Origin of the sequence: Vibrio neptunius (assembly GCF_000967495.1) — a bacterium.
Lineage (GTDB): Bacteria > Pseudomonadota > Gammaproteobacteria > Enterobacterales > Vibrionaceae > Vibrio > Vibrio neptunius.
Genome location: NZ_JXXU01000001.1, coordinates 314,851 through 329,787, shown reverse-complemented (window position 1 = coordinate 329,787; position 14,937 = coordinate 314,851). Strand labels below are relative to the sequence as shown.

Annotated in this window: 15 protein-coding genes and 2 pseudogenes; 13 read left to right on the top strand and 4 right to left on the bottom strand. The window is 41.1% G+C overall.

Going from position 1 to position 14,937, the window contains the following annotated elements; genetic code table 11:
• A partial coding sequence (locus TW84_RS24505; protein ID WP_162197116.1) for a hypothetical protein occupies nt 1–465 on the top strand: 465 nt, incomplete at its 5' end.
• A gap of 256 nt (nt 466–721) precedes the next feature.
• Complete coding sequence (locus tag TW84_RS23700) at nt 722–1,315, top strand: DUF4304 domain-containing protein (RefSeq protein ID WP_052707869.1); 594 nt, start codon at nt 722–724, stop codon at nt 1,313–1,315.
• Nucleotides 1,316–1,408: 93 nt separating this feature from the next.
• Here the strand turns inward: TW84_RS23700 and TW84_RS01420 are convergent.
• Nucleotides 1,409–1,770: pseudogene (locus TW84_RS01420) on the bottom strand (IS4 family transposase); the annotation flags it as partial.
• Nucleotides 1,771–1,920: 150 nt separating this feature from the next.
• On the opposite strand from TW84_RS01420, the gene TW84_RS23695 reads away from it, so the two are divergent.
• Both TW84_RS23695 and TW84_RS01410 read left to right on the top strand, forming a co-directional pair.
• Nucleotides 1,921–2,475, top strand: a complete 555-nt coding sequence (locus TW84_RS23695) for a hypothetical protein (RefSeq protein ID WP_052707868.1) — start codon at nt 1,921–1,923, stop codon at nt 2,473–2,475.
• 139 nt (nt 2,476–2,614) lie between these two features.
• Nucleotides 2,615–3,085, top strand: coding sequence for a hypothetical protein (locus TW84_RS01410; RefSeq protein WP_045973892.1), 471 nt, complete (start codon nt 2,615–2,617; stop codon nt 3,083–3,085).
• A 22-nt stretch (nt 3,086–3,107) separates the two neighbouring features.
• Here TW84_RS01410 and TW84_RS01405 read toward each other — a convergent pair.
• A pseudogene (locus TW84_RS01405) lies at nt 3,108–3,299 on the bottom strand (IS110 family transposase); the annotation flags it as partial.
• Between the two features lie 119 nt (nt 3,300–3,418).
• Between TW84_RS01405 and TW84_RS01400 the strand changes: the two are divergent.
• The 3 genes from TW84_RS01400 to TW84_RS23690 all read left to right on the top strand — a co-directional run bounded on the left by TW84_RS01400 (nt 3,419) and on the right by TW84_RS23690 (nt 8,812).
• On the top strand, nt 3,419–5,653 hold the full coding sequence (locus TW84_RS01400) for an ATP-dependent nuclease (protein WP_045973891.1): 2,235 nt from the start codon (nt 3,419–3,421) through the stop codon (nt 5,651–5,653).
• Between the two features lies 1 nt (nt 5,654).
• Entirely contained in the window at nt 5,655–7,505 is a 1,851-nt protein-coding gene (locus TW84_RS01395; RefSeq protein ID WP_045973890.1) for a UvrD-helicase domain-containing protein, read from the top strand.
• Nucleotides 7,506–7,873: 368 nt separating this feature from the next.
• A complete protein-coding gene (locus TW84_RS23690) occupies nt 7,874–8,812 on the top strand; it encodes a hypothetical protein (protein WP_052707867.1) in 939 nt (312 codons plus the stop codon).
• Between the two features lie 139 nt (nt 8,813–8,951).
• Here the strand turns inward: TW84_RS23690 and TW84_RS25000 are convergent, their stop codons facing one another.
• Nucleotides 8,952–9,089 (bottom strand): hypothetical protein, encoded by a 138-nt coding sequence (locus TW84_RS25000; protein WP_167336321.1) that lies wholly within the window; start codon nt 9,087–9,089, stop codon nt 8,952–8,954.
• A gap of 595 nt (nt 9,090–9,684) precedes the next feature.
• Here TW84_RS25000 and TW84_RS25165 point away from each other — a divergent pair.
• From TW84_RS25165 to TW84_RS01370, 4 genes are all read left to right on the top strand, one after another.
• Complete coding sequence (locus tag TW84_RS25165; protein ID WP_275041652.1) at nt 9,685–9,816, top strand: hypothetical protein; 132 nt, start codon at nt 9,685–9,687, stop codon at nt 9,814–9,816.
• 278 nt (nt 9,817–10,094) lie between these two features.
• Complete coding sequence (gene tssD, locus TW84_RS01380) at nt 10,095–10,601, top strand: type VI secretion system tube protein TssD (RefSeq protein ID WP_045973888.1); 507 nt, start codon at nt 10,095–10,097, stop codon at nt 10,599–10,601.
• A 2-nt stretch (nt 10,602–10,603) separates the two neighbouring features.
• Nucleotides 10,604–11,326, top strand: a complete 723-nt coding sequence (locus tag TW84_RS01375; RefSeq protein ID WP_045973887.1) for a hypothetical protein — start codon at nt 10,604–10,606, stop codon at nt 11,324–11,326.
• Nucleotides 11,313–11,630, top strand: a complete 318-nt coding sequence (locus TW84_RS01370) for a hypothetical protein (protein WP_045973886.1) — start codon at nt 11,313–11,315, stop codon at nt 11,628–11,630. The genes TW84_RS01375 and TW84_RS01370 overlap by 14 nt, the downstream gene beginning before the upstream one ends.
• Before the next feature lie 564 nt (nt 11,631–12,194).
• On the opposite strand, the gene rplY is transcribed toward TW84_RS01370, so the two are convergent.
• Nucleotides 12,195–12,473, bottom strand: coding sequence for a 50S ribosomal protein L25 (gene rplY / locus TW84_RS01365; protein ID WP_006962536.1), 279 nt, complete (start codon nt 12,471–12,473; stop codon nt 12,195–12,197).
• Nucleotides 12,474–12,812: 339 nt separating this feature from the next.
• Between rplY and TW84_RS01360 the strand changes: the two genes are divergently transcribed.
• A complete protein-coding gene (locus TW84_RS01360; protein ID WP_045973885.1) occupies nt 12,813–13,541 on the top strand; it encodes a glycosyltransferase family 2 protein in 729 nt (242 codons plus the stop codon).
• Nucleotides 13,542–13,559: 18 nt separating this feature from the next.
• A complete protein-coding gene (locus tag TW84_RS01355) occupies nt 13,560–14,834 on the top strand; it encodes an LssY C-terminal domain-containing protein (protein ID WP_045973884.1) in 1,275 nt (424 codons plus the stop codon).
• Nucleotides 14,835–14,937: the final 103 nt, after the last annotated feature.

The window sequence follows — 14,937 nt, the reverse complement described above, 5'->3', positions numbered from 1 at the left end:
AAAGTCCTCAATTCTATTTGCTATCGCATTCACACCGAGCCTGAATCGATTCGCTCCCATATGCGTGATTTATCGACGCTGCTCAATGGGCCCGACCCTAAACAAACGTCTAAATATAGCTGGCTCGAAGCGATTATTAGACAAGCGCAACTCAATCGCTTTACCGAGCATTGCTCCCCATCTCGTGATACTACCGATCTTTGTTTAGTTAAGATGCAGAACCAAAATGCCTATAACTTGTGTTTTACCCAAGACGTTGACCAATGTATTTGTCGTTTACAGTCTTTGTGCGCACAGCCGATTGAGTTGGTGGCGTATGGGAAGGCGAAACTCAGCCCAGATGCATTGCTTGAGGTACTGTCTGAACCGCAGATCCAGAAAAACCGTTGGTTTCCGCTGAGCGATAGTCAGCGAGACGGCATCGTGAAAACGCTTAAGCAAGATCAAACTCTCACCTCGCGTTAATTGGCTACCAACGAGCAGGTCTGATATTACAGAGATTTGGAGTAGGGTGGTTGCTCTAAACTATTGTGAGTAATAGAATTTTTACTCTTCTTACGAAGATAACCCCCACGCTCGCCTTTATATATTGATATGATGTATATATTACGCATTTATACTAAGTTTCAGTTACTTATGATAGGTTAATGGCAAGTCAGGCAGACAGAAAAACGAGACTGCCTGTTATTAAGAATGTTATGGCTCAAGAGGAATTTGCGAAATGAGTGAAATCTCAAAGGTAATTGATGCTGTTATAAAAATGGAGCTTGTACCTTTCCTAAAGCAATCAGGATTTAAAAAGAAAGGGCGCAATTTCTATAGAGAGCACGATAACCGGATAGAAGTAATTAACATTCAATCTAGTCAATGGAATAACGGTCAGGCCGGACGTTTTACCCTTAATATTGGCATTTATTTCCCCGAAATAGCTAAATTGGCTGAATCTCCAAAGTTTATAGGATTGCCGAAAGAGTATGACTGCACACTACGTGAGCGAATAGGGTTACTGACTAGTGAAAATAAAGATATTTGGTGGGAAGTTGATTCTCAATCAGAGTTGAGCTTAGTTGGATCAGATTTGGCTACTAAGGCTCGTCAATTTTGTTTGCCATGGCTAGACAAAATGTCCGATCTAAATAATGTTAAGGTATCAGCCGTTAACAGTCGAAATTCGCTGCTTGCGGCAGTAATTTCGCTTTATCAAGGAGATATTTCTGGGTCAAAAGTTCACCTTGTTGTTGCGTTAAAAGAAAAGCCTCTCGCAAAGTCACGCATTAAATCGTGGGGTAAGAAGCATGGTGTACTTGAGCCATAACAGGCAATCAAGGTGACCCGTGTCGTTGACCCGATCTAGTGGACACCTTCAATACTAATTGGAGGTTACCAGGATTATTGAGGTGTCTGTCCCAATTGAATTTGCTTTAACCGATACCGAAGCGCGTAATGTCATATAGCGCAGTTGCTCTCGAACATCCGACCAATCAACCAGAATCACTGGAAAAGGATTAGCACGGGTAATAAAGGAGGCATGCCATTTGTATATGAATTCTTTTCACGGTGCAGATTGCGATTACCAAGTAATCGGTCGATACGTTTAATAGCATGTTTCACTGTGGTATCAGTGTCGAGAGCTCTTCCAATTTTGGTGAGTGTTATATCAGAATTATCAAGCACCGCTTTGGTTGCAAGTATCAGAGATCTAAGTCGTTTTTTGTGAATTTCAGGGCATTGATTCTCAATAGTTTGCTGTAGAATTTGAATGTCGCGCATCGTTAGGGCTCCCTATTAAATCCATTTAATCAGGTGTGTTTTTGGCGAAATTCATTAGATCAGAATGAACGATGCGCGTCTACTCATTGTTTTATATAGAAATTATGAGGGGATTCGTAAGGACAAGGCGTTAGTTGCTTAGGAGATAAATTGGCTAAATTAACTAGGAAAGAGTTACTTATAAAACTCGAAAAAATAGTCGGCTCTAGCTGCTATAACGGTAATATTCAAAACTGGGGTGCGAATGGAGAGTGGCTAGGTGAGGGGCGTGCTTTTAGGTATCCAATCATAATCAATGGTTTGAGTACAAGAACCAGTATCAAAGCCGATGTTACTGACCATGATTTGCAGGCAGCATACTATGCTTTTGGAGCAAACCAGTTGCACATTATTCGTGCACTAGATGAAGTTTTAGACTTTATTGAATACGAATATGGAGTAGATATTCCCAAAACTAAAATTAAACCTAAAAAAGACAAAGCAGATCCTAAACAAAAAACAGAGTGTGCATATTGCGCGAAAATGGTTGTAGATATCGTTCAGCATGTGAGTCAGAGTCACCCAGACTACTGGCAAAAATACACATCAAGCAATGATGTTTCTCATCGTTTAAGCGGTAAAAGTAGGTGTAATAGTTGTGGGTCATTCCTAAAATCATTGGAAAATCATGCTGAGAAATGTCCTAAAACTTTGGAACGCAACTAACAAACAGTTCAAGCAGACCAAAAACGCATGGCATTTTTAGTTTGCGTTGGGTTTTGTGTTTAGGGTAGTTTGCATAAACAGTATTTGTGCGTTTTTGGCTACTTAGCTGGGCGTTAAGCATTACGATAGGATAATGACTATGAATCAGGCTCCCTCATATGAAGAACTAAAAGATAGCGAGTGTTTTTGGTTACAGCTAACACCTTATGTTGCGGGTATGAATGAGACCTTAGATTGCTCTCTGGAAGATGAACCTCTATCTTCATTTCTTTACTACGAGGTAAAGACAACTGAAGTAGAAGATGGTTTTGACTTTCCGTATAAAGATTTACGTATCAATGTATGGGAAAGGAGCGGTGACGAAATTCTTTCTTTGTCAGGAAAATACCCTCTCGGTTTTATTCGATTTCATGAAGATAGTATAAGTATAAGGTTAATGTGCAGGAGTGAGCTTGTTTCACGCATGGTATCAACTTTGGGGTTGGTTAAAGATAATGAAATTGAGTTTCTTGTGACCATTCCAGTGATAGTCAGCCCGCTCCCCTATATTTATCCAATACTCAGTTATCAATATAGAGTTAATACATCGTCTAAAAGAGTAAATGCGTAACAAGAGACTATGGCGTCAATAGTTAATTTTTGGCGTTATTGTTATCCCACATTACACCGTCTCTGGGCATCGAATTTAAGATCACAACCATCTTTCTCATGCAGGCAACTATGGCTACTTTTTTAGGTTTTCCTGCCGCAAGTAATCTTTTATATATAGTCTTAAAAACAGGGTTACATTGGATGGCCGACATCATTGCCATGTACATCATTGTGGGATTGTTAAGGTGTCTGTCCCAGTTAGATTCTTTGATTGAGTTAACCATCAAAATAATGCAATCAGTTTTATATTATTCTCTAATTCAATTGATGGCTACCAAGGCTAGGCTAAAGAATGAAGATTAATTTTGTACAAATCCAAAACTTTCGAAAACTAAAGAACTGTAGGGTTAAACTGTCAGGCAATGAAACTTTGCTAGTCGGTGCAAATAATAGCGGTAAAACCTCGGCTACGGATGCCCTTATATGCTTTCTCGACAAGTCGCGGAAGATTACAGTTACTGACTTTACCTTAAGTAACTGGTCGGTTTTAAATCAATACGCAGAATCTTGGCTTAGTACCGACCCAAAAGAGTTAAAAGGAAAAGATATAAGCGATTGGATTCCGTACTGCCCTTCACTTGACGTTTGGCTTGATGCTGGAGTTGAAGATGTTCACAGAGTGGCACATTTAATTCCAACGCTTAAATGGAGAGGCGAGCCTCTGGGTATCAGGCTAACATATGAACCCAAAGATATCGAAAAGCTTAGAGAGAACTTTTTACAAGATTTCGAAGCTATAGATGACTTACGAACCGACGAGACAAAGCTATCGTTTTGGCCTAGGGATTTAAAAGATTACCTCAATAGAAAGTTGTCTGATTCCTTTGTTATCAGAGCTTATATCTTAGACCCTAAGAAAATTTCTAATACTCAAGATTTGCCAAAGGACGCCACTCCATTAGAGAAAGATCCTTTTAAAGGCTTGTTTAAAGTTGACACTATAGAAGCACAGCGCGGGTTCACAGATCCTAATAGTGAGCAAGTGAATGCAGGGAGCACTCTATCTAGTCAATTGCACGAATACTATATTCGTCATCTAAACCCTACAGATTTACCTGATGAGGAGGATCTTCCTGCATTGAAAGCAATTGAGGAGGCTCAGACGGAGTTTGATAAAAAATTGGACAAGTCGTTCAAGGGAGCATTGGGGGAGATACAAGCGCTTGGATATCCGGGATTCAGTGATCCTGAAATTAAACTATCGAGTCGCGTTAATCCGATTGACGGGCTGGAACATGATGCTGCTGTGATATTTGATATTCAAAAGCAAGGTTTTGATAACCACACGTACTCCCTACCAGAGAAATATAATGGGCTGGGATACAAGAACCTTATCCATATTGTATTCAAGTTGATTACGTTCAGAGATCGGTGGCAAAGGATCGGTAAAGCTCAAAAAAGAAGAACAGAAGATGATGTTGCAATAGAACCAATCCATTTGGTATTGGTTGAAGAACCTGAAGCTCATCTACACGCTCAGGTTCAGCAGGTATTTATACGCAAAGCCTATGAAGTCCTTAGAAAGGGTATCAGCAAACAATTTACTACGCAGATGGTTCTTAGTACCCATTCAAGCTACATAGCTCATGAAGCTGGCTTTGAGAAATTGCGCTATTTCAAACGCAAAGCCGCAGTTAGTATCTCTGATGTGCCAGAGGCCGAGGTTGTTGACTTATCTTCAGTTTTTGGAAGTGGTAAGAAAAAGGCTAATGAGGACGAACAGGTTCTTAACACTCAGAAGTTTGTTTCGCGTTACCTCAAGACTACCCACTGCGATTTTTTCTTTGCAAATGGCATCATTCTTGTTGAAGGTACAGCAGAGCGGATGCTACTACCCCATTTTATTAATTACAATTATCCAGAGCTACGAAGTAGCTATTTGTCAATACTAGAGGTTGGTGGTGCGCACGCTCAACGTTTGAAACCACTAATCGATACTCTGGCCTTACCTACTTTGGTGATTACCGATACAGATGCGAAGGGCTTGGATGGCAAGAAGGTTCAGCCTGAAAGAAATAACGATTATAAGTATGGCAGTGATACGCTTAGGGAGTGGTTTGAACTGAAAGACCTAAGTCTGGATGACGTACTGGATCTTTCAAATGATAAGAAAGTTAAAGGTAATGTCAGAGCTGCATACCAATATGGTTTCAAGGTCAAATATCACACAGATGCCGAAGAAGAGGAAGCGATTCCATACACATTTGAGGATGCAATAGCGCTCAGTAATATTCAACTATTTCGAGACTTGACTAGCTCAACTGGGATGGTCAAAAAGATGCACGAAGCGACGATGAAGGATTCTTTGGAAGAATGTGCCGCCACTCTATACAGAGCCTTAGATAGTAAAAAGGCGAAGATGGCATTGGATCTTTTGTATGATGTTGATCCTAAGAAGCTAAAAGTTCCAACCTATATTGATGAAGGGCTTCAGTGGTTAGAAAACGAGCTGAGCAATACTTACCAAGAATTTGTTTTTGCAGAACCCGAAGAGGTTGAAGAACCCGTACCTTTGGAGGATCTCTAACATGGTAGATACTCATAGTCTTAAAGAGGTTGATAAAGAGATTTATCAATATCTAAACATTGACGATCCTACGAGTTTTTTATTATTCGCGGGAGCTGGATCGGGTAAAACGCGAACTCTTGTAAATGTTCTTCAGGCGGTACGTGACAATGGCCTTCATAGGTTTATAAAAGCAGGACAGCGTATTGCCGTTATCACCTACACTAATGCTGCTTGTGAAGAGATTAAGCATCGCCTTCAATACGATCCAATATTTGCTGTCTCTACCATACACAGCTTTGTTTGGGAGTTAATTAAGCCATTTACGAGCGATATAAAGACATGGTTGGACGCCGATCTAAAAGCAAGTATTTTTGAATTACAAGAAAAAATTGATAAAGCAAGAGACAAATCAGCTAAGACGGCAGTAAAAAACGCTCGAAGTAGAGATTCAAAACTAAAACGGTTAGAAAAACTCGATATAGTACAGAATTTTACATACAGCCCAACTAGCACACGGTTGACAACAGGGGCTTTGACACATGCAGAGGTAATCAAAATTGCCACTGAATTTTTAACTGAACAGCCATTGTTCCAAAAAGTGTTAGTTAACAAGTTCCCTATATTACTGATTGACGAGAGTCAGGATACAAATAAAGGGCTGATGGACGCATTTATACAGACCCAGCAAAATCATTCGGGCTGCTTTTCTTTAGGTCTTTTTGGTGACCTTATGCAGAGAATTTATAGCGGAGGTAAAGAAGACTTAGCGACAAGTCTACCAGAGAACTGGAAAACTCCTGAAAAGAAAACCAACTTTCGGAGTCCAAAAAGGGTTATCAGGCTAATTAACAAAATTAGACATGAGGATGATGGCAAACAACAAACTGAAAAGCCAGATGCAGAAGAAGGTATTGTTCGCTTATTTATTGCCCAGACACCCAACGAAAATAAATCAGAGGTTGAAGCGCATATAAGAGAGCAGATGCGAGCTATAACTGATGATGAGAATTGGAAAGATGCCAGTCAGGTAAAAACGTTAACGCTTGAACATGCTATGGCGGCTCGTAGAGGAAAGTTTGACGAATTTTTCACTCCATTGTCAGCGGAGGATAGCCTCAGAGATTCCTTACTAAATGGAACGAGTTCGACATTTAAATTTTGTACTCATCAGGTTTTACCTTTAGCTCATGCGATTCGTAAACAAAATGACTTTGAGGTTATGAGAATTATTAAGAAATATTCTCATTTGATCGGAGGAGAGAATAAAGAGTTCCTTGCAGATCCGATAGCTCTATTAGCTTCTGTGGAGGATGCAGTTAGTAAGGTTAGAACTTTGCTGGAGAATGATATTAGCCTCAGAGAATTATTGTTATTAATAGAAAAGCATCAACTGTTAGAAATCCCCGATATCTTGAACGACCTTTTAGTGGAAGGTATCGCAGATCTTGCAGAGGACGTTGAGTCACCTTCCAACCAAAAAGCTTGGGATACAGCACTTGATGCAAGACTGAGCCACGTTGAAAACTATGCTAAATATGTCGCAGGCGAGTTAGGTTTCACCACTCATCAGGGAGTTAAAGGATTGGAATTTGATCGCGTTTTGGCAGTAATAGATGACAAAGACTCAAAGGGCTTTCTTTTCAAGTATGAGAAGTTCTTTGGTGCTGAGAATCTGTCGGCTACAGATAAGAAAAATGAGGAAAATGGTATAGACTCAGTCCTATCCAGAACCAGAAGGCTGTTCTATGTAATATGCAGTAGAGCAGAGAAGAGTCTTGCTGTTGTTGCTTACTCACAAGATCCTTTAGCAGTCAAGAATCGTGCGATTGATGCTGAATGGTTTGATAAAGATGAAATTATACTGATTTAGTTAGAGGTCATTTTCTAGACTTTTTCTAAGCCAAATAGGCCGAGCTAGAGTAAATACTCTAGCTCACTTTTGTCCAGAATCTTTACAGTTGGCATTTTCAAACACGAAAGTGTTCCTTTATCCGTTGGATCTTTGACGCTCTAATCTCTTGTTAATCAGAGTTCGCCCTTCTCAAATTTATCTGATGGAGTTCAACACTAAGCGTTTCCATTGTTAGGCAATGTTTTGTAGTCTAGTACCCCTTTGAGTGCTTTAACCAATTGATTAATAATTGAATTGATATGAGTGAGAGGGCATGATGTACTCGAAAAAACGACAATTTGTCGGCTAATAAGAGTTAGCTACAGAATAGTAGGAGATAAAATAGCATGAATTCAGATTGGTCAGATCTAAAGCGAATCATTGGGAATATCGCAGGAGCTCGAGAGGCATTTGAAAGTGCTTGTGTGGATATTCTTCAAAAAAAATTCCCAGAAGATGTGGTTGAAGGGATTAGAGTTGACCAAGGCGATGGAGGTATTGATATTTATGTTGGAAACTTAGGTGTATCACCCATAGATGTATATCAATGTAAATACTTTATTGATGGCGTTGGTAATACTCAAAAGGATCAGATACGAAAGTCATTTAAAAGAGCCATGAGCGGTAGTGATTTTCAAATGAAAAAGTGGTTTCTTTGTATACCTATACAATTATCGGCAAAAGAAACTAGCTGGTTCAACCAATGGAAAGCTAAGCAGACTATTCCTATTGAGTTAGTTAGTGGGCCAAAGCTCATTTCTTATGCGAAAGAAACTGAATTGTATGATCTTATCTTCGAGCATGATGATGCAAAAAGGATAAAGGCTATCTACGATCACATTATGGAAGTTGGAATCGCTGTCAAACGAGATGACCCTTTTGCCCTTTTTGTCAAAAGAGCAGAATCAGATTGCTTTCGGTTGTTGCAAAGTATTATCCACTACCATGTTGGTGGATTTTCTGCAAACCAGCAGTCTTTTCGTGATTTACATAAAGCTACTATGTTGGGAGATGAGTTCTCCGCTTGTCAATATATCAAAAGTGTTTTTGCAGGAAAGACTACTTCTACACAAAAAGTACAATTGTTTTCAGTTTTGAATAACTTTGATGGTATTGCGGTTGCGTACAAATACATCAAGCGTTACGAGGCTTTGATTGATTATGCTAAGCAACAAGGGCGAGAGTCTGAAATAAAGTATTCAATGTACGGTGATGTTTACAATATTTTCACTAACCCTATCTTTAAAACTTATCGAGAGCAGGCATATTGGAGTGTAGAAGTATAGCCAACAAGCATCTAGGGTTTCTAGATACTTATTCTAATCTATATCGAGCGTGTTAGACCTTAAACTCTAACGCGTTTCTGTCCAAAAATGAGTTAGTCCTTCAGGCCAATTTAAAGATAAGCAGCTGCGAATGATCACTTTAGCCGTGGCTGCATTCTTCCTCGACTTCATCTAAAGCCATCTCCTCCTCAACCAGCTCCGCCAACTCATCTGCATGTGCAGTATAAGCATCTAATCCTTCAAGCAGTTCTTGCTCGGTAAAAGTCTTGTTATCCATTTCTGCAGCCTCACTAGTAAGCGATTTAATAGGAAGTGCAACACTGATGTAGGATTTACTCGCAAACCGTTTAGATGTTCTTGGAGGCACCCTCATACATGACTTAATAAACCTATAAATGATATGGTTATAGTGGTGGGTTCAGGTAGTGGCTAAGTTTCAGTAAGTTGAAGAGAATAGAGAGCGTTTTTGAGGGCCCAAAAACGGTGAAACCCCGATGTTGGTAGCATCGGGGTTTCGAATTTTTAGATTTCTCGGTTGGTAAGTCCGATTATCTTATATGCAAAAGGCTGGATTAAATCCGATTTAATTCCTTGGTAGTGTTAAGGTGTCTGTCCCAATTAGATTTCTAGGAAAGCTGAACTTGTGGTTCGCGCATAATTTATCTCTGTATTATGTAGGATGCTCTTTGAGGTGAGATGACTCTTACTACATAGATAGGCCCATTTCTATTTATAACTTTATTTCTGTGAAAATGAATTTATATATAAATTACTTAAAAAATCATAGATTTGAATATAAATTTTTTCCGGCTGTACTGGATTTAAGTGGAGCTCATTAACGACCAAACTACTTTACATTTAAGGATGGAATTATGGGTAAAAGACGTTCAGAAATTAATGGTCCAAACGAACCCCCTACGGGCCCAAGTCTTGATCTTGAATCATCAGAAGAGGCTATGGGTATCAATAGTAAAGAACGTGATTTTCTTGCTTTCTTAGCTTAACTCTTATTAGAGGAGTGTAATATGTGTTCATGTCCAGTAAAGCGTGAAATTAGTAGCCATCAAGCGGTGATTAACCTTGAACTTTGGTTGAGGGAACATAACATTCACTCCTCTCTTTCTACTCCAGAAAATAATCTAGTTGCGACAGTGGAATTCTTTAATTCGACTGGAAAACCTTTTAAGCCGATAATTACACCAATACAGCAGTTATTATGCAACGATGTGCTATCGGATGAAACTGGTACTATTTGCTTAAAGAAAATCAAGGAACAAATACTATGAGCACAATTGCTTACCTAACAATTGAAAGTACTGAAGGTGGCCGACTTTCGACAGCGTGTAACACTCCCGATTCAATGGGCAATGGCTATCAGCTTGGTCATGAAGACGAGATTACCGTTCTAGGGTTCTCTCACAATATGGCTTGGGAGAATCGTTCCGTTCACTCTCCTGTGCAGATAGTCAAGAAAGTTGATAAGTCTAGTCCGTTAATATCGCAAGCGTGTTCAGACGGTTCTGAGCTTAAATGTAAGCTTACTTTCTATCGCAACTCTCCGAGAGGTGGCGTACAAGAGAAGTTTTACGAAATCGATCTGATAGGTGCACTGATCAGAAACGTCCATATTGAGATGCCAAACGTTGCCCACTTTGGTGAATCTGAAATGCAGGAAGTCGTTGATATCTCATATCGTGATATTCACTGGAAGCACTTGGCTGCGACCACCAATGGTTTCTCATCTTGGCTTGATGGATTAAAAAGCATGAAAGATGCAGCAGGTTTGTAACAATGGCCAGCTCCAGACAAGAGCTGAATGAGAACTACTGGTTACTTGAGCAAGAAGCCAATCAGTTCATCACAGCGACGTTGATGCAACTTGCACAACTAAAGCTTGCTCGTAAGGTGCACTCAAAAGCAGTACGAGAATTCAGTCAGGCGGTGAATTCTATTCTGAAGGCTTACCAAAACCAAACGCTCAACTATGAGCAAAGCAGCCAGCTTTTGAAAAATCTTAAGTTAGGCTTCATTGGCGGTATCCGTGCAGTAAAAACATCCGAGAGGCATCGGAAAATTCGCCACTCACAGCGACCTCAACAAGATGGTAGCTATCGGCGAAATATGACAGTTAACAATCAATCGTTTAATGTCAGACTTAAAGCGAGATGTGCAACCGCTGAGTGTCTGATGATGGGAGCAAACCTTGATCTTCAGGATGATGCATTTCAGGAATATGTAGCAGCAGCGGCTAAAGATAGAAAATCTGATGTGATGACTGTCGTTAACATGACCTTGATTGCTGCGCCATACCTCAAACCACTTGAACTGCTGTCTCATACTGACAATGTTTACACCATATATTCTGATGAGACCTTAAATCCCGCATGGGCCTATGCTGCTGGGAAAGGTGCCGCATACAGATTAAATTTACTTGGCATATCCAAAGCCATATCTTCACGGGTGGAAAATGCCACAGCATTTACTACAGGTAGCATTTTAAATGAAGCTAACTAACGATAACGTACTCAAGCTCTTCAATGTATTAACAGCCTTCAAAATCTGCATCGTGATAGCCTGTTTCTTTTACGAGCCAAAGGCCGCTGGAATAGCTGCTGGGCTTTGGGGGCTGTCCTTTATTGCATCCGAACTACACATGAGGAATTATTTCAAAGGAAAGCCAATGATGAAGTTCGGCACGTTGACTAAGGAAGATCCAGGTGACGTAGATTCATTAAGAAACACATATTATTTGAATATATTTATTGTTCTTCTTGTATTTATCTTCATGGTTTTGACGCTTATCAGAGCGATCTCTTAGGTTAGAAATCGGATTGTTAAGGTGTCTGTCCCAATTGAATTTTTCTAAGTCGTTTTTTGTGAATTTCAGAGCATTGATTCTCAATAGTTTGCTGTAGAATTTGAATGTAGCGCATGGTTAGGGCTCCCTATTAAATCCATTTAATCCGGTGTGTTTTTGGCGAAATTCATTAGATCAGAATGAGCGATGCACGTCTACTCATTGTCTTATATAGAAATTATGAGGGGATTCGTAAGAACGCGGCTTGGATGCTATCGAGGCTGGGGAAACTAGCTTAACTATAAAAAGGCACTCAATTGAGTGTCTTTTTGTTTGCTGACAATAAGCAGAATTTGAAGGTTATAGACTACTGCATAACGACACCATAGTGACACCCATAAAATCTATGGTTAATCTAAGTGTTTGATTATTATAATTAAGCCGTGTTTTTGAGGGCCCAAAAACGGTGAAACCCCGATGTTGGTAGCATCGGGGTTTCGAATTTTTAGATTTCTCGGTTGGTAAGTCCGATTATCTTATATGCAAAAGGCTGGATTAAATCCGATTTAATTCCTTGGTAGGGAATTAGATGCGGATGAAGTCCATGTGCTCAACTTTTGGCTTGTAAGCGTGACGCTGAACGTCTTGTGGCTTAACTTTAACTTCTGCGCCGTCGATCACTAGAACGATACCTTCGTAGAACTCAGGCTTGTCCATTTGGTTAACAACGTCGTCGTGGTTAAGAACGATAGATACTGGCGCAGCCTCACCACCGTAAACGATAGCAGGGAATTGACCAGCGTGACGTAGGCGGCGGCTCGCACCTTTACCTAGTTCAGTACGTACTACTGCTTCAAATTTCATAGTATTTACTCTCAAATATGAAAAAAATAACGTCACATTCTGCGATGCGACCTCGCGTGAATGTGGTAAACGCTTTCGAGTAATTGGTAGTAACTCTTCAAGCGAGCGCGGATACTATCACTGTCTTGCTTTTCCCGCAATAGGAAACCCATCTAACTGGTCATCTTTTGAGTAAATACTTTCAGTGGCTTAGCCTTGGTTGCAAAAAGAGCCACTGGCTCACATTACAGTATCCAAAGCAGGCCTTCAATCTGAACCGAATCTGAACATTCTCCTCACTAATGATTAAGTCTCACCCGCGTATTGTACATATCGTGAATGATTGATGAGGAGTTCATTATGGGACCAGTAAGTATTGTTGTTATTACCTTGAATGAAGAAAAGCGCATTGGGCGTTTGATGGAAGATTTGAGCAAGCAGACACATCGCGATTTTGAAGTGATTCTTGTCGACTCAGACAGCGAAGATGCGACAAGAGAAGTGGCCAGCGCGTATGAGGCTTCTCTACCTGCACTGACGGTGCATAAGATGGAAACGCGTGGTGTGAGCCTAGGGCGTAATACGGGCGCCGCTATGGCTAAGCATGAGCGTTTGTTGTTTCTCGATGCCGATGTGCGACTAGCGCCAAACTTCTTAGCCAACGCCGTCAGCCAGTTAGAAGAAAAGCAGCTTGAGGTTGCGGGTGTGTATATGGGTGCCAAAGATCTGCCCGTGGTGCACAAGCTAGGTTATGGTTTGTTTAACTTAGGTCTGTTTACAACGCAGTTTATTTTCCCCACCGCGGTAGGGGCGTGTATTTTCTCGACCAAACGCGTACATGAACAACTGAATGGCTTTGATCAGCAAATCGTATTGTGTGAAGACTGCGACTATGTGAAACGCGCCAGCAAGACGTGGCGATTCCGCTTGTTGAACCTGACGTTTGGTTTTGACCCTCGTCGCTTAGATCAAGAGGGTATGTTCAAAATGGGCATGACATATTTTAAAGCCAATGTTCGCCGTTTCTTCTTTGGGGAAATGCGCAATAACGAGATGGAATACAAGTTCGGCCACTACAAAGAGCAATAAAGCTCAGGGATCTTGGTGATGTTTGAAGGAGCTAGCCTGTTTGTTGGGGCCTTACTGGATGCGCTGATAGGCCCCAATCTATTTGTACCGGGAGAGCCTTTTCTGATCGCAGCGGGTTATCAGTTGCATCAGGGGGTTATCACTGGCGTCTTCGCGGTACTGCTTGGTGGCTTGCTTGGCGATCAGGCCAGCTATTTCATAGGACGAAAAGTAGGGTTACCTGCTCAGAAGAAACTGGTTAAGTGGCAGCCTAAGACTAGGCGTCCGATAGCCCGATGTCGCCATCTGATGGCAAAGCGAGGTAACACAGTATTGGTGTTTGCTCGTCTACTTGGGCCTATTGCATGGGTGGTCCCTTTTATGGCCGGAACCCACAAGGTAACATGGAGACGCTTCAGCATCTTCTCTTCGATAGGCCTAGTGTTGGGCGTTGGCCAATTTGTGATGTGGGGCTACCTGCTCGCTTATGGTATCGATTCATTGCCAATCGTTGCTGAAGTCAAAGCCGTCATTGTTGAGCACCAAACCAGCCTGATGGCTGTGGCTGCTAGTGTTATTTTTCTGTTTATCGGTAAACGCTTAAAGTGGCGTTTAATGTTGCCTAAATTCTCGCTGTTTCTGCTGGGCTCGATGCTGTATGCCAACTACACGCATTTTTTCCATATGTCTGATGATTTTGCTGTGCCGACAGGGCCAGCTGCCAAAATTGCTCCTACAGCGCTTAACTTCAAAGCCTATCCGGGGAAATCTTCGGTGTTTGATGCCCAAGCAGTTAATGTACTCTATTTTGGGGAATCTCCTCGTCAACTGATGTCACAACTTGGCTGGATAGAAAATCACACATTTTCACGTCATGAGATTGACCCATCCATATATTTGGATTTGATGAATAACCAGACTCCACCAGTGTCTGATTTGTTTTGGAACCAAATCCCTCAAGATATGGCGTTTCAGCTGCCCGGAGATTGGGTTCAGCGAAGCCACATTCGTTGGTGGAAGGGAGGGGTAGACCCACAAAGTAATCAGCCGTTTTGGCTAGGAGCAATAAGCTATGACGATGGATTAACGCTTACTGCTTATTCGGGCATTGTTACCGTGCTGCATAGCGTAGATCCGAATGTGGATGAAGAGCGAGATAAACTTGCTCAACAAGTGAAGTTGGTACGGCCGCAGCGAACCATCGCTTTTGAACCGCTTTCTGTGCCAACTGCGTTAGATGATCAACATGACTATTTTACGGATGGCCAAGTATTGGTTATTAAAGAAGCAATGGTGGCTCACGCTGGAAAATAGCCAACAAAAAGCTTTGCGAAAACTCACTGTTCTTGGGTTGGGTTTTTCTTTTTTTCAAGTTTTGAGATATGGTTAGAGAATAGAACGTTCCCCCATTCAGTCG